We start from the raw sequence: 18,987 nt of genomic DNA, 5'->3' as shown, positions 1-18,987 counted from the left end.
CCGCAAGAGCCCTTTTGCATCGAGGACGGCTTTTTCAGAGAAAGGGCGCCGGAATGCCGCGAGGACGGGCATTCCGGCGCGCCCGGTCAATTCTCGTCGTCGTCGTCGGCCGTGTTCAGGCCGATATCGTCGTCGCCGCCCAGGTCGACATCGTCGTCCGGATTTTCCTCGGCATCCTCGTCGATGTCCAGATCGTCGTCCGACAGGTCGGAATCGACGGTCTTCGGTTCGGGGCCTTCCTTCTTGGGCGCGTCGAACGGCAGCGGCTGCTTCGACTTCAGCACGGGATCGGGCTCCCACGCCGTGCCGCATTCGATGCAGGTGACGGGGTTGTCCTTTTCCAGGTCATAGAAGCGGGTGCCGCACTTCGGGCAGGTCCGCTTGGTGCCCCATTCCGGTTTCACCACGGTCAACACACTCCAGATCGAAAATGAAGATAAAGTTCGCGGCCGCCCGAGTCAGCGGATGGCCGGATCGCCGGGCGCCTTGCCATAGCGAAGCGCCGCTGTCAAAAGCCGCGCCCTATGCACGACCCCGCCCCCCGACCCGCGAGCTTCTCCGCACCCGGCCCGCTTCGCGGCCGCGCCACCGTGCCGGGCGACAAGTCGATATCGCATCGCGCGCTGATGCTGTCCGCGCTCGCCGTCGGCGAGAGCCGGGTCGAAGGGCTGCTGGAAGGCGAGGACGTCCTCGCCACCGCCGCGGCGATGCGGGCGATGGGCGCGCGGATCGAGCGTGGCGCGGACGCCGCCTGGCGCATCCACGGCGTCGGCGTGGGCGGGCTGCTCCAGCCCGAAACCGCGCTCGACATGGGCAATTCGGGTACCTCGACCCGCTTGCTGATGGGGCTGATCGCATCGCACGCGGTCACCGCCACCTTCACCGGCGACGCCTCGCTGTCGAAGCGGCCGATGAACCGGGTGATCGAGCCGCTGGCGCTGATGGGCGCCGACGTCACGGCCAGCCCCGGCGGGCGCCTGCCGCTGATGCTGCGCGGCCTGTGCCCGGCGGTGCCGATCAGCTATCGCCTCCCGGTCGCCTCGGCGCAGGTCAAGTCGGCGGTGCTGCTCGCCGGGCTCAACACCCCCGGCATCACGACGGTGATCGAGCCGGTCGCCACCCGCGACCATAGCGAGCGGATGCTGAAGGGCTTCGGTGCCGAGCTTTCGGTCGAGCAGGACGGCGACGGCGCCCGCGTCATCACGATTCGCGGCGAGGCCGAGCTGAAGCCGCAGCATATCGTCGTCCCGGGCGATCCGTCCTCGGCGGCCTTCCCGGTCGTCGCCGCGCTGCTCGTGCCGGGGTCGGAAGTGACCATCGCCAATGTCGGTCTCAACCCGACCCGCGCCGCGCTGTTCGACGTGCTGCGGGCGATGGGCGGCGATATCGAATTCGCCAATCGGCGAGAGGTCGGCGGGGAGCCCGTCGCCGATATCGTCGTGCGCCATTCGATCCTGAAGGGCGTCGAGACGCCGGTGGAGAGCGTCGCCGCAATGGTCGACGAATATCCGGTGTTGTTCGTCGCGGCCGCGCTGGCCGAGGGCCGCACCGTGGCGCGCGGGCTGGAGGAGCTGCGCGTCAAGGAGTCGGACCGGATCGCGGTGATGGCCGAAGGGCTGCGCGCGATCGGCGCGCGGGTCGAGGAGCTCGAGGACGGGCTGATCATCGACGGCACCGGCGGCGATCCGCTGCCTGGCGGGGCGACCATCGCCGCGCGGCTCGACCACCGGATCGCGATGAGCTTCGCGGTCGCCGGCCTCGTCTCGAAGGCGGCGGTGACGATCGACGACATCGGCCCGGTCGCGACCAGCTTCCCGGGCTTCGCGAAACTGATGACCGACCTGGGGGCGGTGGCGGCATGATCATCGCGGTCGACGGACCGGCGGCATCGGGCAAGGGCACGATCGCCAGGGCCCTGGCGCGCCATTACGGCCTGCCGCACCTCGATACCGGGCTGCTCTATCGCGCGGTCGGCGTGTCGGTGGAGCGGGCGGGCGGCGATCCCGGCGACGCGGCCGACGCGCTGCGCGGCTGCGAGTTCGATCCGGCGCTGCTCGAGGATCCCGCGCTCAAGACCGAATCGGCGGGCAAGGCCGCCTCGCTCGTCTCCGCGCATCCGCAGGTGCGCGAGGCGCTGCTCGACCGGCAGCGCGCCTTTGCCGGCCAGGCCGGCGGCGCGGTGCTCGACGGGCGCGACATCGGCACGGTGATCGCGCCGCACGCCGATGCCAAGCTGTTCGTCACCGCCAGCAGCCCGGTGCGCGCCGAGCGCCGCTTCCGCGAGCTGGAGCGGATGGACGCGGGCGTACCGTTCGACGTGGTGATGGCCGACATCCTCGCCCGCGACGAACGCGACACGGGCCGGGCCGCCGCACCGCTGCGGCAGGCCGACGATGCCGACTTGCTCGATACCAGCGATCTCGGTATAGAAGCGGCCGTCCAACGGGCGATTGCGCTCGTGGAAGCCCGGACGGCAGACCGCTAGAAAAGGCGATTGCCAGCAGGCGCGACAGGGGGTCGGCAGCGATAGCCGATCCTTTGCCGTGCCTTTTATGCTTTTCCGGGAATCCACGATCGGGTCGTGCGCGGGATGCCGCAGCGGCATGGGGCCTCTGCGGCAGTTCTGGCCCGAAGACCTCCGGAGACAACCGGATGGCCGGAATAACTGAAACAGGAAGACATTCGTCTATGGCCACTATGGCAAACCCGAGCCGCGACGATTTCGCGGCGCTTCTCAACCAGACCCTCGGCGGCGAGAACGAAGGCTTCGAAGGCCGCGTCGTCAAGGGCACCGTCACCGCGATCGAAAACGACATGGCCGTCATCGACGTCGGTCTCAAGTCGGAAGGCCGCGTGGCGCTCCGCGAGTTCGCGGCCCCCGGCCAGAAGGCCGACCTCAAGGTCGGCGACGAGGTCGAGGTCTATGTCGACCGCGTCGAGAACGTCCATGGCGAAGCGATGCTCAGCCGCGACCGCGCCCGCCGCGAAGCCGCCTGGGACAAGCTGGAAGCCGAATTTTCCCAGTCGAGCCGCGTCGAAGGCGTGATCTTCGGCCGCGTCAAGGGCGGCTTCACCGTCGACCTGAACGGCGCCGTCGCCTTCCTGCCCGGTTCGCAGGTCGACATCCGCCCGGTCCGCGACGTCACCCCGTTGATGGATATCCCGCAGCCGTTCCAGATCCTGAAGATGGATCGCCGCCGCGGCAACATCGTCGTGTCGCGCCGCGCCGTCCTCGAGGAAACCCGCGCCGAGCAGCGTTCGGGCCTGATCCAGTCGCTGGCCGAGGGCCAGGTGATCGAGGGTGTCGTCAAGAACATCACCGATTACGGCGCCTTCGTCGACCTGGGCGGCATCGACGGCCTGCTCCACGTCACCGACCTCAGCTACAAGCGCGTCGGCCATCCGAACGAGATGATCAACATCGGCGACGTCGTGAAGGTGCAGATCATCCGCATCAACAAGGACACGCAGCGCATCTCGCTCGGCATGAAGCAGCTCGAGAACGATCCGTGGGAGGGTGCGGCCGCCAAGTACCCGATCGGCGGCAAGTTCACCGGCCGCGTCACCAACATCACCGAATATGGCGCCTTCGTCGAGCTCGAGCCGGGCATCGAGGGTCTGGTCCACGTCTCGGAGATGAGCTGGACCAAGAAGAACGTCCATCCGGGCAAGATCGTCTCGACCAGCCAGGAAGTCGAAGTCGTCATCCTCGAGGTCGACGCCGACAAGCGCCGCATCTCGCTCGGCCTCAAGCAGGCGATCAACAACCCGTGGGAGAGCTTCGCCGAAGCGCATCCGGTGGGTTCGACCGTCGAGGGCGAAGTCAAGAACGCGACCGAGTTCGGCCTGTTCATCGGCCTCGACAACGACGTCGACGGCATGGTCCACATGTCGGATATCGCCTGGGGCGTGACCGGCGAGGAAGCCCTGTCGCTCCACCACAAGGGCGAGACGGTCAAGGCGATCGTGCTCGACATCGACTCCGAGAAGGAGCGCATCTCGCTCGGCATCAAGCAGCTCGAGCGCGGCGGCGTCGGCGCGGCGACCGCGGACGGCTCCAAGCTCAACAAAAGCGCGGTCGTTACCGTCACGGTCCTCGCGATCACCGACGGTGGCCTCGAAGTGCAGGCTGGTGACGACGGCGCCGCCGGCTTCATCAAGCGTGGCGACCTCGGCCGCGACCGCGACGAGCAGCGTCCGGAGCGTTTCCAGGTCGGCCAGAAGTTCGACGCCATGGTGACCGGCTTCGACCGCTCGAAGAAGCCGACCTTCTCGGTCAAGGCGATGCAGATCGCCGAAGAGAAGCAGGCCGTCGCGCAGTACGGCTCGTCGGACTCGGGCGCGTCGCTCGGCGACATTCTCGGCGAAGCCCTCAAGGCGCGCCAGAACAGCTAAGGCTGTCCTGTCGAAAAGATCGGGGCGCGGAGGCTATGGCTTCCGCGCCCTTTTCTTTGTCGGGTCTCTTCCTGTCCACCGTCATTCCGGCGAAAGCCGGAATCTCCCTGGCTTTCACCGCCGGCCTTGCGTGGTTCGTCGTCGATCCAATACACCGACCCGCAGGGGTGGCGCAGATAGGTAGCGGGCAGGTGGAGGGGCGGGACGCCGCCACCCTTGACGCCAACCGTGCTCGGCCGCAGTCAGGCCGGATGACCGCAACGATCCGCATCGCCCGTCCCGAGGATGCCGCCGCGCTGGCTGCGCTCAAGCTCCGGACCTTCCGCGAGACCTTTCTCGAGGAGGGGTTCGCTATCCCCTATCCGGCCGCCGACCTCGCGATCTTCGAGGCAGATTCCTATTCGGTGCCCGCGATCGCGGCGGAACTGGCCGATGCCGGCCGGCGGAGCTGGGTCGCCGAGGCGGACGGCCGGCTGCTCGGCTATGCGCAGGTCGGCCCGTGCAAGCTACCGCACCCCGAGGCCGGCGAGGAGCAGGGCGAACTCTACCAGCTCTACCTGCTGCGCGAGGCGCAGGGGATGAAGCTCGGCAAGGCGCTGCTCGACGCCGCGATCGCCTATCTCGCGGAGACGCGGCCGGGGCCGGTGTGGCTCGGCGTCTGGTCGGGCAACGACAAGGCGCAGGCCGTCTATGCGGCGCGCGGGTTCGAAAAGGTCGGCGAATATCGCTTCAAGGTCGGCAGCTGGTACGACGAGGAATATATCCTGCGGAAGGGCTGAGCGGCACGCCTCCGCACAGCGCTGCCTCCACCGCCGACGGGGAGGGCGGGCCCCTCGTCCGCTACTCCGCCGCCTGGGCGGTGCCTTCCAGATGCTTGCTCAGGTCGATGATCTTCGACGCCTCGACCAGCCGGGCGATCGATCCTTCGACCAGCATCGCGATGCCCTCGTCGCTGGCGAATCCGCCATAGACCAGGCAGCGCGCCTGGAGGACGCGGCAGAAGGCGTCCCAGATGCGCGGGCTGGGCGGGGTCGGGTTGCTCCAGAAGGCGTCGAGAGGGCCTTCGAAGGTGATGCCGGGGATATTGTAGACCGCCTGCCCCAGCGCGATCACCGGGATGCCGCAGGCGAGCGCCAGCGTGCCGGTGGTGCTGTTGACCGTGACCACGCCCAGCGAATTCTCGACGATGTCGTCGATCTTGCCGCCCTTGGCGAAGATCACCCGGTCCGCAACATCGAGCCGTTTCGCCTCGCGCCGGATGAAGCGGCGCCAGCTGAACAGGCTGCTGTCGAGCGGATGCTCCTTGACGAGCAGATAGGTGTCGTCGGGGGCCGAGCGGGCGAAGCTCTCGATGACGTAGGACGCGCCGGCCTGCATCGTGCCGAACAGCGAATGGACGCGGATCTGGTGATCCGACGAGAGCTGGAGCGGCAGCGCGAAATAGCGCTTGCCCTGAAGCTTCGAGAGGGCGGCCTCGGCCTGTTCCTCATGGACGCCGCGCAGCGCGAACTGCTTGAGCCAGCCGAACGCCTCGGCCGGGGCCGAGCGGTCGCGGTGCGACTTGTAGTGGGGGAAGCGCCAGCGGCCGATCGACGTCCGCGCATAATAGGTCGTGGCCTCCTGCGCGCGCCGGCGGAAGCGCGAGGGCACGTTCGGCAGCTTGGCGAGCGGCGGCAAGGTGCGCGCCGCGGTCAGGTACCATTTCGGATCGCGCGGCAGCGAGCTGTGGCCGTTGACGCCGTCGAGTTCGAGCGTCGCCCAGTCGGGGCGGATATAGCCTTCCTCGAACACATGGACGCGCACGCCGCGCAGCCGCGCCATGCCGCGCGCGGCGTTGTGGAGCGGACGGCAGTCGCCGAACAGGATCACGTCGGTGATCGCGTGCTGGACCAGATAGTCGTCGACGAAGCTCGGCCAGCGCTCGGCCGTGCCGCGATAGTCGATCGCGGGCCCGGACCAGGAGGCGACGTCGCCGGCGTTCAGGTTGATGCGATGGACCGCATGGCCCAGGTCGCGCAGCGCCGAGCCGAGCCGTTCGAAGAAGGGACCGGGCGGCCCCTGCAGGAACAGGAAGCGCTGCTTGGCGATGTCGTGGAGCTTCATGCCCGGCCTCCCGCGGCGGCAATGCCGCGCCGCAGCCAGCCTTGCAGGCGCCGCAACCGGGTCAGGACGGTTTCCTGGGGAAGCGGCTGGGCCGCGAGCCGCTCGACCAATATTTCGGGAGGGCAGGGGAGTTTCGTGACCGGATCGAGATAGCGCGGGTAGAGGATCAAGGTTGCCGCCACAAGCTGCGCCTTTGTTACATTGCGGCCCCTGCGCCGTTCAATGGGCGGCGCCATGTCTCGCGTCAATCCCCAACCTGCATAGAAGGGTTGCCCATGCGTAACAACCTCGCAGCCGCGGATCAGGGCCTCGAAGCCCGAGAGCGACGTTAGCACATGGACGGCATCGACGCTGTCGAGCAGCGAGGCCATCGGCACGTCGCGGAGGACCAAATCGACATGGCGGAGCGCCTCGGCGTCGGGAACGGCCCCGCGCCGATGGCCGGCATCGACGTCGGGATGGGGCTTGAAGATCAGGAAGGCATCGGGTTCGGCGGCGCGCGCGCGGCGGATCAGGTCGAGATTGCCGTCGACCCCGGCCCTGCCGAGGCGGACCGACAGATCGTCCTCGACCTGGCCGGTGACGAGCACCAGCCGGCGGCCGGGGGCGGGGCGCTCGAAGGGGCGCCCGCCGCTGGCATATTTGCTGATCCCCTTTTCGACCAGGTCGCGCATCAGCCGTTCGGCGCGCGCGATCAGCACCGGATTGTCGATCGGGGTGCCGATCAGCCGCTCCAGCTCGGACGGCCGGCCCGGGTCGAGGTGGAGCCCCTCGCGATCGAGAATGATCGAGTGGGGCGGGTGGCAATCGCTGCCGAGCCCGGTCGAGCGCAGGAAACCGTCCTCGACCGGATGGACCGCGATGCCGTGCGCGGCGGCCTCTGCGTCGAGTCCGCGCGGTGCCTTCGACGGCCAGACCGCGATCATGCCGCCGGCCGTGCGCGCCGCCCGGGTGGCGTCGGCCGCCGAGCGGGCGAAGTGCAGCGCCTCGCCCGGCCACAGCATCGCTCCCACCTCGCGCCGCTTCCAGCCCGCGATGCCGGCGGCGACGGCGATGCCGCGATTATGATCGATCGTCTGACGCCAGAAGGCGAGCTGCTCGACCGCCGCCTCGATCGAAACCGGCCGGTCCGAATAGGGGTCGCGATAATCGGTGGCATCGATCAGCCAGGTGAAGATCGCGCGCTCGAGCGCGTCGGGGGCGCCGTCGCGGGCGATGTCGGCAAAGCGGCCGTCGCCCAGCCAGTCGACCTCGACCCCCGCCATCCAGGCGAGCAGCCCGGCTTCGTCGTCGCCCCGCGCGGCGATCGGCGATCCCTGGGCGATCCTCGTCCACGCGTTGGCTGCGCCGGGTATCCAGAAGGCGCCGCCGATCCGTTCGGCGACGATCCGCTCGGCCAGCCGGCGGGCGCGCTCGATCTCCGGCGCCGAAAGCGCGGCGCGCACGGCGCGCGGCGGCACGGCGCGGCTTACCGCCGCGACGGCGGGTGAGGTGCCCGGAAAAGGGGGGGACCGAAGGACCGGCGTGGGGGGCGTCATCTCATCGTCCGGCACGGGTGAGATTGTTCATCGCGAGAAAATACGCCCCCGTCACAGTCGATCAACTGCCTACGCGACATCGAAGCCTTTATCGTGATCGGTTCGTCCCTGATTCGGCAGGGCCCGTCGCTTGGCCGTCCTGGGGGCCGGTACAGAGCGGGACGGGAACGCCGGACCGGGTGGCCCGATCAGAACGGAACGTCGTCGTCGAGATCGCCCGCGTCGAACGGGTCGGACTTGCGCGCGGCACCGGCACCGCTCGCCCCGCCCCGGCTGCCGCCGCCGAAATTGCCGCCGCCGCCGCCAGCGCCGCCGCCATAGCCGTCATCATCGCCCCAGCCGCCACCGGAACCGCCCGCACCGCCCATCGCGCCGCCGCCGCCCGTTCCGCCGCCTTCGGCGCGGTCGAGCAGGACCATCACCGCGTTGAAGCCCTGCAGGACGACCTCGGTCGAATAGCGCTCCTGGCCCTGCTGGTCGGTCCATTTGCGGGTCTGCAGCTGGCCCTCCAGATAGACCTTGCTGCCCTTGCGCAGATAGCGTTCGGCAATACCCGCGAGCGCTTCGTTGAAGATCGCGACCGAATGCCATTCGGTGCGGTCCTTGCGCTCGCCGGTGTTGCGATCCTTCCACTGCTCCGAGGTGGCGACGCGCAGGTTCACCACCTTGCCGCCGTTCTGGAAGCTCCGCGATTCGGGGTCGCGACCCAGATTGCCGACCAGGATGACCTTGTTCACGCTGCCTGCCACGGCATTCTCCTTAAGGGTTCGGCCGGCGTCGGGACCGCCCCTCGGGCGGCTTCGAACGAACATCGGCAAGACATGCCGGGTAGCGCGCACGCCGGGGCCGTGCAAGGCCCGCGACGTCGTCCGCCGCTAAAGCCCCAGCCCGACCGCGGCCCAATAGGTGAGGCCGGCGGCCGCATAGGCCAGGACGAAGAGATAGGCGAGCATGAAGCCGGTCCACTTCCAGCCATTGGTCTCGCGTCGCACGACCGCGATCGTCGAGATGCACTGGGGCGCGAACACGAACCAGGCGAGGAAGGCCAGCGCGGTGGGCAGCGACCAGCGGCCCTGGAGGCGGTCGATCAGCGACTGTTCCTGCGCGGCTTCGTCGTCGGCGTCGATCGCATAGACGGTGGCGAGCGCCGAGACCGCGACCTCGCGCGCGGCCATCGCCGGGATCAGGGCGAGCGCCATGTCGCGGTTGAAGCCGATCGGCCGGAACACCGGTTCGATCGTGTTGGCGATGCGTCCCGCGATCGAATAGTCGATCGACGGCAAGTCGTAGCCCGCGGGCGGCTTGGGGTAGGAGACGAGCAGCCACAGCACCGCGGTGGTGAAGGCGATGATCGTGCCCGCGCGGCGCAGGAAGATCACCGCGCGCTGCCACAGGCCGAGCGCCACGTCGCGCAGGATCGGCATCTGGTAGCGGGGCATCTCCATCATGAAGCCCGGCGGCGGGCCCTTGGTGACGGTGCGCCGCAGGACATAGGCGACGAGCATCGCGCCCGCGACGCCCGCGACATAGAGGCAGAACAGCACCAGCCCCTGCAGGCCGATCCCCGGCCCGACGTCGCGCGCCGGGATGAAGGCGCCGATCACCACCGCATAGACCGGCAGCCGCGCCGAGCAGGTCATCAGCGGCGCGATCAGGATGGTGGTCAGCCGGTCCTTCGGATCGTCGATCGTCCGCGTCGCCATGATGCCGGGAATGGCACAGGCGAAGGACGACAGCAGCGGGATGAAGGCGCGCCCCGACAGCCCCACCCGCGCCATCAGATGGTCCATGATGAAGGCGGCGCGGACCATGTAGCCCGACGCCTCGAGCAGCAGGATGAACAGGAACAGGATCAGGATCTGCGGCAGGAACACCACCACCGCGCCGACCCCGGCGAGCAGTCCCTCGCTGATCAGCGAGCGGACGAAGCCGTCCGGCATTACCGCCGCCAGGCCGGCCTGAAGCCGCTGGATGCCGGTGTCGATCATGTCCGCCGGCACCGCCGACCAGGCGAACACCGCCTGGAACATCACGAAGAGGATCGTCGCGAGCAGGATCGGGCCGATCACCGGGTGAAGCGCCACCGCATCGGCGCGGTGCGTCCAGCGGCGCTTGAAATTCTCCTCGGTCGTCGCGGCGACGGCGATCGCGCGGGCGCGGCGCTGCAGCTCGACGATATCCTCGTGCAGCGCCGGATGATCGGAGGCGATGCGAATCGCTCCCCCGGCGGACGACAGCATGCCGATCGCGGCCTTCAGCTCCTCGATGCCCTTGCGGCGGACCGCCACGGTCGGGATGACGGGAACGCCCAGCTCGGCCGACAGCTTCGCGGCGTCGATCCTCAGCCCGTCGCGCTCGGCCATGTCGATCATGTTGAGCGCCACCACCGTGGGCAGGCCCAGCGAGATCAGCTGCAGCGCGAATCGCAGATGGTTGTCGAGGTTGGTCGCGTCCATCACGACGAGCAGCGCCGACGGAAGGCGTTCGCCTTCCTGCTTGCCCAGCAGCACGTCGTGGGTCACCGCCTCGTCGGGGCTCGAAGGCTGGAGGCTGTAGGTGCCCGGCAGGTCGAGCAGCTCAACCGGGCGGCCGTCGGCCAGGCTCATCCGGCCCGACTTGCGCTCGACGGTGACGCCGGGATAATTGCCCACCTTCTGGCGGGCGCCGGTCAGCGCGTTGAACAGGGCGCTTTTGCCGGCGTTGGGATTGCCGGCCAGCGCGACCAAAGGTGTCGGATTCATCGGCTCTGGCAATTCATCTGTTCTTGAGGGGCCCCACGGCGATGGCGGCGGCCTGGGCGGTGCGCAGCGCGACCGTCATGCGGCCGATCCGGCAGGCGATCGGATCGACGCCGAACGGACCCTTGTGCAGCTTCTCGACGGGGACGCCCTCATCCACCCCCAGTTCGCGCAGGCGGCGGGCATCGCGCTCGCTCAGCTTGTCCCAGTCGACGCCGACGATCGCGCCCCCGCTCTTCAACGGCAGCTTGTCGAGGGTGATCGGTGCGGCATCCTTGTCCATGCTGCGATTGATTATCAATAAGAAGAGGCGAAAGCCAGCACTAAGCTGGGTTCAGCCCTCGATGCGGTAGCGCAGCCGCCCCAGGAAGCGCGCCGGGCTGAAATGCCGATAGGGATCGGGTTTCAACCGCGCCTTGAGCTTCTCGATCTTCATGACGTCGTCGATGCGCCGGTCGAGGAAGGCGCGGGTGTCGGCGAAGCCTTCGCTGTCGTCGTCCATCCAGGCCGTCATCGTCGCGACGTAGAGCGCGGTCAGCGTGGCGCGCTTGCTGTACCAGGCGACGTCGACGCTGCCGTCGCCGATCGCGCGCCACATGCCGTCCGACGCGCGCCAGGCGAGCTTGCCGGCGTGCGCGACATGGGCGGGGCGCGCGAGGATGGCGAGCGCGCGGCGTAATGCGTCGGGATGGCGGGTCGCCGCGTCGAGGCGGGCCGTCACCGCGGCGCGGATGCGGTCGCGGATCTTCATCGACGGAAGGTCGAGCGCGGCGAGCTTCGCCGCCATGCTGCGGTCTATGCCTTCGAACCAGGCGTCGATCATGTCGATCGCGCCGTTCGGGAAGCAGAGCGCGGCACGGTCGGCGGGAACGGCCAGTTCGGCCGCGGCGCCGGCGATCGCGACATCGCCCCAGCCGTCGAAGGCGGCATGGGCCGGCAGCACGTCGGCCAGCGCCATGCGCAGCTCGTCCAGGGTCATGTCGATCGGCGCGGTCATGAAGCGGCTTCTACGACCGGCTGGTGCCGCTGACCAGCCCCGCCCATGCGGACCAGCACGAGCGCGGCGCAGATCGCGAGCCCACCCGCGACGTCGAGCGCGCCGAGCCGTTCGTCATAATAGACGCTGCCGATCAGCGCCGCGATGAACGGCTGCGTCAGCAGGCCCAGGCCGATCACCAGCGGCGACAGATGGCCGATCGCATAGATCATGCACCCCTGGCCGACCACCTGACTGCCGATGGCAAGCAACAGCAGCGGCGTCCAGTCGCCGGGCAGCAGCCGTCCGCCGTCGGCCAGCGCGAACAGCAGCAGCGGCAGCATGCCCGCGAGGGTCGAGATCAGCAGCAGCGGCATCGGCTGGAGCAGCCCGCGCGCGCGGGTCATCGCGATCAGATAGCCGGTGTAGAGCACGCCCGCGAGAATGCAGAGCAGGTCGCCGGCCAGGTAGCGCGTATCGAGCTGATAGGATCGGCCGAGCAGCAGCGCCGTGCCGAGCGCGGCGAGGAGCAGCGCGCCCGACTGGAAGCGATCGGGCAGGGTCCGCGTGCTGATCAGCACATAGCCGGCGAGCAGGAAGCTGGCCAGATTGCCGAACAGCGTCGCATTGGCGAGCTTGGTATGGTGGATGCCGATATGCCAGGCGCCGAGATCGGCGGCGAAGCACAGGCCGCCGACCGCGACCACCCCGAGCAGGCCGCGCGGCAGGCGCCGGACGGGCTGGCGGGCGAGCCGGGTCAGCAGGAACAGGAAGGGCGTCGCGAGCGCGAGCCGCCAGAAGGCCGAGGACGGCGCGGAGACGTCGGCGAGCCGCACCAGCCAGGGGCCGAAGGCAAGTGCGACATTGCCGACCACCATCGCAGCATAGGCCCAGGCGAGGACAGCCGTGCTTTCGCGATGCGGAGCAAATCTTGTCTGGTCTGGCCGGTGCATAGCCCGGCGGCTCGTCCTACCTTTCCCTCCATCACGCAAGTGCGAAAGGTTCAGGCATGCCGACATTGTTCGATCCGATCCGGCTTGGCGCCATCGAGGCGCGCAACCGTATCATCATGGCGCCGCTCACCCGGGCGCGGGCGACCCGCGAGGCGGTGCCGACGCCGATCATGGCCGAATATTATGCGCAGCGCGCCTCGGCCGGGTTGATCATCAGCGAGGCGACCGGGATAAGCCGGGCGGGTCTGGGCTGGCCCTATGCGCCCGGCATCTGGAACGACGAGCAGGTCGCGGCCTGGCGGCCGGTGACCGACGCGGTCCATGCCGCCGGCGGCCGGATCGTCAGCCAGCTCTGGCATATGGGCAGGGTCGTCCATCCGTCGATCGGCGGGCGGCAGCCGGTGTCCGCCTCGGCGATCACCGCGCCCGAGCTCGCGCTGACCTATGAAGGCAAGCAGCCCTATACCCGGCCCCGGCCGCTGGAGATCGGCGAGGTGCCTGCGTTGCTCGCCGACTATGCGCAGGCCGCGCGCAACGCGATCGCGGCGGGTTTCGACGGGGTGCAGATCCACGCCGCGAACGGCTATCTGATCGACCAGTTCCTCCGTGATTCGTCGAACCACCGCGACGATGTCTATGGCGGTTCGATCGAGAACCGCCTGCGCCTGCTGGGCGAGGTGACCCGCGCGGTGACCGATGCGATCGGCGCCGGTCGGACCGGCGTGCGGCTGTCGCCCAACGGCGAGATCCAGGGCGTCGACGACAGCGACCCCGAGCCGCTGTTCACCGCGGCGGCGGAACTGCTGTCCGACATCGGCATCGCCTTCCTCGAGATTCGCGAGCCGGGCGGGCTCGCCCACCCTCCGGTCGGGCCGGCGATGCGGAAGGCCTTTGCGGGGCCGTTCATCGTCAATGCGGGCTATGACGCGGCGGGCGCGCAGGCCGCGCTCGACAGCGGGGCGGCCGACGCGGTGAGCTTCGGCAGGCCGTTCATCGCCAATCCGGACTTGCCCCTGCACTTCGCCCGGGGACTGCCGATCGCAAGGGCCGAGGTCGCGACCTTCTACGCCCAGGGGCCCGAAGGCTATATCGACTATCCCAGGGTGGCGTGAGCCAATGCCCACCCGATCCGGGGCGTGGGCTGCGATCGTCGCCTTTTCTCACCGTCATCCGGCGAAAGCGGGATGACGGTTGCCTGTCGCCGATAGGCCCGGTCAGCCGCCGAATTTCTCGCGCAGCTCCATCATGCGCAGCGCGGCCTTCGCCGCCTCGCCGCCCTTGTCCTTCTCGGTACGGCGGGCGCGGGCGAGGGCCTGGTCCTCGTTCTCGACGGTGAGGATGCCGTTGCCGATCGCGAGGCTGTCCATCGACAGCGCCATCAGGCCGCGCGCGCTCTCGTTCGAGACCACCTCGAAATGATAGGTTTCGCCGCGGATGATCACGCCCAGCGCGACGAAGCCGTCATAACGGCCGCTTTCCGCCGCCATCGCGATAGCGCCCGGCACCTCGAGCGCGCCGGGGACGGTGACCGTCTCATGCTTGTGGCCGGCCTCCTCGATCGCGGTGCGGGCGCCGTCGAGCAGTAGATCGTTGAGATGGTCGTAGAAGCGCGCTTCGACGATGAGGAGCTTGGCCATGGTTTCGCTTTCTATTCCGCCGGAAGGATCGGCCGCTCGCCTACGACCGACAGGCCATAGCCGTCCAGCGCGATCAGCGTGTGGTGCGAATTGGTGAGCAGCACCATGTCGTGCACCCCGAGCTCGGTCAGGATCTGCGCGCCGACGCCATAGTCGCGCAGCTCGTCCATCGCCGCGGCGTCGCCCTTGTCGCGGGCCTCGACCGCACGGCTCATCCAGCCGCTGAACGGTCGGTTGAGGATGACGAGTACGCCGGCGCCCTCTTCGGCGATCATCTCCATCGACCGCTCGATGAGGCCGGACCGCGCACTGGTCTCGCCATAGACGTCGGTGAAGGGCGACAGCATGTGCATGCGCACCAGGGTCGGCTTGTCCGGGTCGATATGACCCTTGACCAGCGCGGTCTGCTCGGTGCCGGTCGCCTTGTTGTAGAAGGTCATCAGCTTCCACTCGCCGCCCCAGCGGCTGTTGAAGCGTGCCTCGGCGCGCTTCTCGACGAGATGGTCGTGCTTGCGGCGATAGGCGATCAGGTCGCGGATCGTGCCGATCTTCAGCTTGTGGGTGCGCGCGAACTCGACCAGCGAATCCATGCGCGCCATCGTCCCGTCGTCGTCCATGATCTCGCAGATCACCCCCGACGGGTTGAGGCCCGCGAGCCGCGCGACGTCGACCGCCGCTTCGGTGTGGCCGGCGCGGACCAGCACGCCGCCGGGCTTGGCGACCAGCGGGAAGACATGGCCCGGCGTGACGATATGCTCGGGCCCCTTGGCGGCGTCGATCGCCACCGCGACGGTGCGCGCGCGGTCGGCGGCCGAGATGCCGGTGGTGACGCCGTCGCGCGCCTCGATCGAAACGGTGAAGGCGGTTTCGTGCCGGGTGCCGTTGTTGCGGCTCATCAGCGGCAGGCTGAGCTGCTCGACGCGCTCATGGGTCAGCGACAGGCAGATCAGGCCGCGGCCATATTTGGCCATGAAGTTGATCGCGTCGGGGGTCGCCATCTGCGCGGGGATGATCAGGTCGCCCTCATTCTCCCGGTCCTCGTCGTCGACCAGGATAAACATCCGGCCGTTGCGCGCCTCGTCGATGATCTCCTCGATCGGCGACAGGCCCGAATAGGACAGATAGCTTTCGAGCTTCTTCAGCGTCTCGGCGGTGGGGTTCCAGTCGGGGTCGTCGAGCGACCGCAGCGAATTGGGGTGGAGGCCGGCGGCCCGGGCGATGCCGGAGCGGGATACGCCGCGCCCGGCGACGGCTTCGCGAATGCGTTCGATCAGTTCGGTGCTCATGCGATGCGAATATCACATCAAAATATGCGTCTCAACAATAGAATCACATTACAATGTGATTACCGTCTGGTGATCGAGCGAAGCTGCTCCATCCGGCCGAGATAGCGGGCCAGGACGTCTATCTCCAGATTGACGCCGTCATGGATCGCCATCGTGCCCAGCGTCGTGACGGCGCTGGTGTGCGGAATGATGTTGAGGCCGAACAATGCGCTGCCGTCGGGCTGGTCGGTGACGCTGTTGACGGTCAGCGATATGCCGTCGACCGCGATCGAGCCCTTGGGCGCCAGATAGGGGGCGAGCTCGGCGGGCGCGCGGATCTCCAGCCGGACCGAGTCGCCCTCGGTCGCGATCGATGCGATCGTGCCGACCCCGTCGACATGGCCGGTGACGATATGGCCGCCCAGCTCGTCGCCGACCTTGAGCGAGCGTTCGAGGTTGAGCCTGCGGCCCACCTCCCAGCGGCCGGGCGCGGTGCGCGACACGCTTTCCTGGCTGATGTCGACCGCGAACCAGTCGGCGCCAAGCTCGACGACGGTCATGCAGGCGCCCGAGCAGGCGATCGAGGCGCCGATGTCGATGCCGCTGGTGTCGTAGCCGCAGGCGATCCGCAGATGCAGGTCGCCGCGCATTTCGGTCGCGCTGATGGTGCCGACGTCGGTGATGATGCCCGTGAACATGTCAGATCCGCTCGTAGATGGAGAGTGTGTCGATGCCAAGCGCCCGCGTGTCGATCAGGCGCCAGCGGCCATGCGCCGCGGCGAGGTCGGTCAGCCCGATGTCGCCAATCGCGGCCCGCCCCGCGCCGATGACGATCGGCGCGGCGTAGATCAGCAGCCGGTCGACAAGGTCGGCGGCCAGGAAAGCGGCGGCGGCGCCCGCCCCGCCCTCGACGAGAAGATGGTCGACGCCGTCGAGCGCGGCGATGCCGGCCGGGTCGCGCACGGCGGTCCAGCCCGCGGGCGCGTCGCCATGGCCCAGCACCGCCCGTCGCGGGCCGCGCGCCTCCAGCCCGGCAAGGCGGACGTCGAGCGTCGGGGCGTCGGCATCGAGCGTGCCGCGCCCGACCAGGATCATCTCGTGGCGCGCGCGTTCGAGATGGGCATGGGCGCGGGCGGCGGGGCCGGTGATCCAGCGGCTCGATCCGTCGGGCAGGGCGATCCGTCCGTCGAGCGAGACCGCCAGCTTCAGGGTGACATGCGGGCGGCCGCGCGACTGGCGGGAGAGGAAGCCGGCCATCGACGCGCGGGCGGCGGTCGCCTCGACGCCGGTGGTGACGGCGATCCCCGCCGCCTCGATCCGCGCGATGCCCTTGCCGTCGGTGCGCGGATCGGGATCGCGCAATGCGATCACGACGCGCGCGGGCTTCGCAGCGACGATCAGGTCGGCGCAGGCGGGGCCGCGCGCCGAGGCATGGGCGCAGGGCTCGAGCGTGACGTGAAGGGTGGCGCCCGAGACGTCCCCGGCGGCTTCGATCGCGACCGCCTCGGCATGCGGTCGGCCGCCCGCGCCGGTCCAGCCGCGCCCGATCACCCGTCCGTCACGGACGATGACGCAGCCGACATTGGGGTTGGGCGCGGTGCGTCCCCGGCCGCGGCCGGCAAGCGCGATCGCCGAGAGCATCCAGCGGCGATCCTCGGCCGCCGTCCCGCTCAATGGTCGATGCCGAGCTGGTCCGCCAGCCTCTGATATTCCTGCTGCTTCTTGAGCCGGGCGGCATCGAGGATCTTCTGGTCGGCGATGTTCTGCTTGACGATCTCGGCGTCGGTACGGCTGGACGGCCAGCTGTTGACGAAGATGACCTGCGCCTTGGGCTTGTCGGTCTTCGAATCGAAATAGAAGCCGGTGACGATGATCACGGGCATCAGGATCGACAGCAGCGCGAACAGGATCTTGATCCGTTCCTGCTGGCGCAGGAACGCCTTGAAGTCGGCCCAGACGGCGGAGGGTCTGGAAGGGCGGGGAAAGACGGCCATGGCCGCTAGATAGTGGGCGAGGGCCCGCCGCGCCAGCCCGGGACTGCGGCGGGCCCCGTCAGGGGGTCAGTCTTCCAGGGTGAAGCGCACCGTCATCGTCCGCCAGCTCTCGGTGGCAATGCCGTCCCTGGTTGCCGGGCGGAACCTCCAATAGCGCAGCGCCTGGCGTTTCGTCGCGTCGAAGAAACCGGGATGGGTGGCGCTCACCAGCTCGACCGCCTTCACCCGGCCATCGGTGCCGATCAGCACCCGGACGGTGGCGGTCCCCTCCAGCTCGGCGCGGACCAGCTCGGACGGATAGTCGGGCTGGAAGCGCGCCATCGCCGACGGATCGATCGTCGCAGGCAGCGTCGCCGATTCGGGCGTGGCCGGTATCTGTGGCAGGACCGGTGGCAGTGGCCGGGGCGGCATCGGCGTCAGCTCGATCGTCGGAACCGGATCGCCGGTCTTGACGATTGCATCGACCCTCGTGGGTGGGGTGTTTTCGCGCTGCACCATGGGCGGCGGCGGGTCCTTCGCCGGCGGTGGTGTGTCCTTGATGCTGTCGACGATGGTCGGCAGATAGACGATGCGCTGGACCGCGTCGGGTGGTGCCAGGACGAGCGCGGCGAGGACCGCCGCATGGCCGGCTATGACGATCGTCAGCCCGGTCTTGTTGGCTCTTTTTCCTTGTTCGAAAAAACCTCCATTGGTCATGAACGCCTCCTGCTCCGAGTGCGTCCGCGCTCCGGCGGATCGCTGAGCGGATGATACATCATTACGAAGGCGTTGGCGCACGAATCCTGCGATCTCCGTAAAGATGCGGAGATGGCGAAAAGCGCCAAGTTTCCACGGTGATTCGCGCCAACTATCGGCGGATAATTTTCGCCTTGCCCTGCCTGGCCTAGCAAAAATCCCGGCATTCCAAGCTTTCGACGATTTGGCACGGCTCCTGCATTCTCCCTGGCATCGGCCGGAAGGGTGGCCGGGAATTGGGAGCTCAACGATGGTCGACAGCAACTTCAGCCTCAGCGAAGCCCGGCGCTTCCTGCTCGCGGTCGGCGGCGGACTGTTGTTCAGCCTCGCCTGCCTCACCAGTGCGATCGGCCCCGTCAACGCCAACTGCTTCTGCACGGCGTCGTCGGCCTCGCTCGACCGCCCCGCGCTTCTCTGACCTGCCTCGTCATCCACGAAGGGAAATTGCCATGTCCGTCCGCACCAACGGCTTCCGCCTCAACAAGAACGACGGCAAGATCATGGGCGTATGCGCCGGTCTTGCCGACTATAGCGGCATGGACCTGATGCTGATCCGCGTGCTGGCCGTGCTGCTCACGCTGTGCGGCGTCGGTTCGACGATCATCCTCTACCTGCTGATCGGCCTGATCGCGCCGTCGAACCGCTATTGAGGC

The 18,987-nt window shown here is 68.7% G+C and carries 21 protein-coding genes; 7 read left to right on the top strand and 14 right to left on the bottom strand.

Annotation, left to right across the window (positions count from 1 at the left end; translation table 11 throughout):
• Positions 1-86: 86 nt before the first annotated feature.
• On the bottom strand, positions 87-407 hold the full coding sequence (locus ASE22_RS23285; RefSeq protein ID WP_056366142.1) for a TIGR02300 family protein: 321 nt from the start codon (positions 405-407) through the stop codon (positions 87-89).
• Between the two features lie 117 nt (positions 408-524).
• On the opposite strand from ASE22_RS23285, the gene aroA reads away from it, so the two are divergent.
• From aroA to ASE22_RS23265, 4 genes are all read left to right on the top strand, one after another.
• Positions 525-1,862 carry a 3-phosphoshikimate 1-carboxyvinyltransferase gene (aroA, locus tag ASE22_RS23280; protein WP_056365363.1) on the top strand — a complete coding sequence of 446 codons (1,338 nt, stop codon included), beginning with the start codon at positions 525-527 and terminating at the stop codon, positions 1,860-1,862.
• A complete protein-coding gene (locus ASE22_RS23275) occupies positions 1,859-2,485 on the top strand; it encodes a (d)CMP kinase (protein WP_056365359.1) in 627 nt (208 codons plus the stop codon). Before aroA ends, ASE22_RS23275 begins: the two co-directional genes overlap by 4 nt.
• Positions 2,486-2,688: 203 nt before the next feature.
• Positions 2,689-4,395 carry a 30S ribosomal protein S1 gene (rpsA, locus tag ASE22_RS23270; RefSeq protein ID WP_056365357.1) on the top strand — a complete coding sequence of 569 codons (1,707 nt, stop codon included), beginning with the start codon at positions 2,689-2,691 and terminating at the stop codon, positions 4,393-4,395.
• A 251-nt stretch (positions 4,396-4,646) separates the two neighbouring features.
• On the top strand, positions 4,647-5,174 hold the full coding sequence (locus ASE22_RS23265) for a GNAT family N-acetyltransferase (RefSeq protein WP_056365354.1): 528 nt from the start codon (positions 4,647-4,649) through the stop codon (positions 5,172-5,174).
• 61 nt (positions 5,175-5,235) lie between these two features.
• Here ASE22_RS23265 and ASE22_RS23260 read toward each other — a convergent pair whose 3' ends face one another.
• From ASE22_RS23260 to ASE22_RS23230, 7 genes are all read right to left on the bottom strand, one after another.
• Positions 5,236-6,498, bottom strand: a complete 1,263-nt coding sequence (locus tag ASE22_RS23260; protein WP_056365351.1) for a capsule biosynthesis protein — start codon at positions 6,496-6,498, stop codon at positions 5,236-5,238.
• Positions 6,495-8,036, bottom strand: a complete 1,542-nt coding sequence (locus tag ASE22_RS23255) for a capsular polysaccharide export protein, LipB/KpsS family (protein WP_056366139.1) — start codon at positions 8,034-8,036, stop codon at positions 6,495-6,497. The genes ASE22_RS23260 and ASE22_RS23255 overlap by 4 nt, the downstream gene beginning before the upstream one ends.
• A gap of 188 nt (positions 8,037-8,224) precedes the next feature.
• The gene (gene ssb, locus ASE22_RS23250) at positions 8,225-8,785 is read right to left on the bottom strand and encodes a single-stranded DNA-binding protein (RefSeq protein ID WP_056365349.1); all 561 of its coding nucleotides are present in this window, start codon (positions 8,783-8,785) and stop codon (positions 8,225-8,227) included.
• A 126-nt stretch (positions 8,786-8,911) separates the two neighbouring features.
• A complete protein-coding gene (gene feoB, locus ASE22_RS23245) occupies positions 8,912-10,777 on the bottom strand; it encodes a ferrous iron transporter B (RefSeq protein ID WP_056365345.1) in 1,866 nt (621 codons plus the stop codon).
• Positions 10,778-10,790: 13 nt separating this feature from the next.
• Positions 10,791-11,057 carry a FeoA family protein gene (locus ASE22_RS23240; RefSeq protein ID WP_056365341.1) on the bottom strand — a complete coding sequence of 89 codons (267 nt, stop codon included), beginning with the start codon at positions 11,055-11,057 and terminating at the stop codon, positions 10,791-10,793.
• Positions 11,058-11,108: 51 nt separating this feature from the next.
• Positions 11,109-11,771, bottom strand: coding sequence for a COQ9 family protein (locus tag ASE22_RS23235; protein ID WP_056365339.1), 663 nt, complete (start codon positions 11,769-11,771; stop codon positions 11,109-11,111).
• Complete coding sequence (locus ASE22_RS23230; protein WP_056365335.1) at positions 11,768-12,703, bottom strand: DMT family transporter; 936 nt, start codon at positions 12,701-12,703, stop codon at positions 11,768-11,770. Before ASE22_RS23230 ends, ASE22_RS23235 begins: the two co-directional genes overlap by 4 nt.
• Positions 12,704-12,759: 56 nt before the next feature.
• On the opposite strand from ASE22_RS23230, the gene ASE22_RS23225 reads away from it, so the two are divergent.
• Positions 12,760-13,815, top strand: coding sequence for an alkene reductase (locus tag ASE22_RS23225; RefSeq protein WP_056365331.1), 1,056 nt, complete (start codon positions 12,760-12,762; stop codon positions 13,813-13,815).
• A 102-nt stretch (positions 13,816-13,917) separates the two neighbouring features.
• Here ASE22_RS23225 and ribH read toward each other — a convergent pair whose 3' ends face one another.
• From ribH to ASE22_RS23195, 6 genes are all read right to left on the bottom strand, one after another.
• On the bottom strand, positions 13,918-14,340 hold the full coding sequence (gene ribH / locus ASE22_RS23220) for a 6,7-dimethyl-8-ribityllumazine synthase (RefSeq protein WP_056365328.1): 423 nt from the start codon (positions 14,338-14,340) through the stop codon (positions 13,918-13,920).
• 11 nt (positions 14,341-14,351) lie between these two features.
• A complete protein-coding gene (ribB, locus tag ASE22_RS23215; protein WP_056365325.1) occupies positions 14,352-15,626 on the bottom strand; it encodes a 3,4-dihydroxy-2-butanone-4-phosphate synthase in 1,275 nt (424 codons plus the stop codon).
• A 59-nt stretch (positions 15,627-15,685) separates the two neighbouring features.
• Entirely contained in the window at positions 15,686-16,303 is a 618-nt protein-coding gene (locus tag ASE22_RS23210; protein WP_056365322.1) for a riboflavin synthase, read from the bottom strand.
• A gap of 1 nt (position 16,304) precedes the next feature.
• Positions 16,305-17,279: a bifunctional diaminohydroxyphosphoribosylaminopyrimidine deaminase/5-amino-6-(5-phosphoribosylamino)uracil reductase RibD gene (gene ribD, locus ASE22_RS23205; RefSeq protein ID WP_327196992.1), complete on the bottom strand. Its 975-nt coding sequence runs from the start codon at positions 17,277-17,279 to the stop codon at positions 16,305-16,307.
• Entirely contained in the window at positions 17,276-17,599 is a 324-nt protein-coding gene (locus tag ASE22_RS23200) for a hypothetical protein (RefSeq protein WP_056365319.1), read from the bottom strand. The genes ribD and ASE22_RS23200 overlap by 4 nt, the downstream gene beginning before the upstream one ends.
• Positions 17,600-17,665: 66 nt before the next feature.
• The gene (locus ASE22_RS23195; RefSeq protein WP_056365315.1) at positions 17,666-18,295 is read right to left on the bottom strand and encodes an energy transducer TonB; all 630 of its coding nucleotides are present in this window, start codon (positions 18,293-18,295) and stop codon (positions 17,666-17,668) included.
• 289 nt (positions 18,296-18,584) lie between these two features.
• Between ASE22_RS23195 and ASE22_RS26995 the strand changes: the two genes are divergently transcribed.
• Together ASE22_RS26995 and ASE22_RS23190 are read left to right on the top strand one after the other, a co-directional pair.
• The gene (locus ASE22_RS26995; RefSeq protein ID WP_156397284.1) at positions 18,585-18,752 is read left to right on the top strand and encodes a hypothetical protein; all 168 of its coding nucleotides are present in this window, start codon (positions 18,585-18,587) and stop codon (positions 18,750-18,752) included.
• 31 nt (positions 18,753-18,783) lie between these two features.
• On the top strand, positions 18,784-18,984 hold the full coding sequence (locus ASE22_RS23190; RefSeq protein ID WP_056365313.1) for a PspC domain-containing protein: 201 nt from the start codon (positions 18,784-18,786) through the stop codon (positions 18,982-18,984).
• Positions 18,985-18,987: the final 3 nt, after the last annotated feature.

Origin of the sequence: Sphingomonas sp. Root720 (assembly GCF_001428605.1) — a bacterium.
Classification (GTDB): domain Bacteria; phylum Pseudomonadota; class Alphaproteobacteria; order Sphingomonadales; family Sphingomonadaceae; genus Rhizorhabdus.
Note: the sequence above shows the minus strand (reverse complement) of the source record. Positions and strands in the feature narration are given on the sequence as shown.

Bases quoted from the DNA above. Each gene is read 5' to 3' on its own strand.
- aroA (WP_056365363.1), top strand. From the start codon at position 525: ATGCACGACCCCGCCCCCCGACCCGCGAGCTTCTCCGCACCCGGCCCG.
- ASE22_RS23275 (WP_056365359.1), top strand. From the start codon at position 1,859: ATGATCATCGCGGTCGACGGACCGGCGGCATCGGGCAAGGGCACGATC.
- rpsA (WP_056365357.1), top strand. From the start codon at position 2,689: ATGGCCACTATGGCAAACCCGAGCCGCGACGATTTCGCGGCGCTTCTC.
- ASE22_RS23265 (WP_056365354.1), top strand. From the start codon at position 4,647: ATGACCGCAACGATCCGCATCGCCCGTCCCGAGGATGCCGCCGCGCTG.
- ASE22_RS23260 (WP_056365351.1), bottom strand. From the start codon at position 6,498: ATGAAGCTCCACGACATCGCCAAGCAGCGCTTCCTGTTCCTGCAGGGG.
- ASE22_RS23255 (WP_056366139.1), bottom strand. From the start codon at position 8,036: ATGACGCCCCCCACGCCGGTCCTTCGGTCCCCCCCTTTTCCGGGCACC.
- feoB (WP_056365345.1), bottom strand. From the start codon at position 10,777: ATGAATCCGACACCTTTGGTCGCGCTGGCCGGCAATCCCAACGCCGGC.
- ASE22_RS23240 (WP_056365341.1), bottom strand. From the start codon at position 11,057: ATGGACAAGGATGCCGCACCGATCACCCTCGACAAGCTGCCGTTGAAG.
- ASE22_RS23235 (WP_056365339.1), bottom strand. From the start codon at position 11,771: ATGACCGCGCCGATCGACATGACCCTGGACGAGCTGCGCATGGCGCTG.
- ASE22_RS23230 (WP_056365335.1), bottom strand. From the start codon at position 12,703: ATGCACCGGCCAGACCAGACAAGATTTGCTCCGCATCGCGAAAGCACG.
- ASE22_RS23225 (WP_056365331.1), top strand. From the start codon at position 12,760: ATGCCGACATTGTTCGATCCGATCCGGCTTGGCGCCATCGAGGCGCGC.
- ribH (WP_056365328.1), bottom strand. From the start codon at position 14,340: ATGGCCAAGCTCCTCATCGTCGAAGCGCGCTTCTACGACCATCTCAAC.
- ribB (WP_056365325.1), bottom strand. From the start codon at position 15,626: ATGAGCACCGAACTGATCGAACGCATTCGCGAAGCCGTCGCCGGGCGC.
- ASE22_RS23210 (WP_056365322.1), bottom strand. From the start codon at position 16,303: ATGTTCACGGGCATCATCACCGACGTCGGCACCATCAGCGCGACCGAA.
- ASE22_RS23200 (WP_056365319.1), bottom strand. From the start codon at position 17,599: ATGGCCGTCTTTCCCCGCCCTTCCAGACCCTCCGCCGTCTGGGCCGAC.
- ASE22_RS23195 (WP_056365315.1), bottom strand. From the start codon at position 18,295: ATGACCAATGGAGGTTTTTTCGAACAAGGAAAAAGAGCCAACAAGACC.
- ASE22_RS26995 (WP_156397284.1), top strand. From the start codon at position 18,585: ATGGTCGACAGCAACTTCAGCCTCAGCGAAGCCCGGCGCTTCCTGCTC.
- ASE22_RS23190 (WP_056365313.1), top strand. From the start codon at position 18,784: ATGTCCGTCCGCACCAACGGCTTCCGCCTCAACAAGAACGACGGCAAG.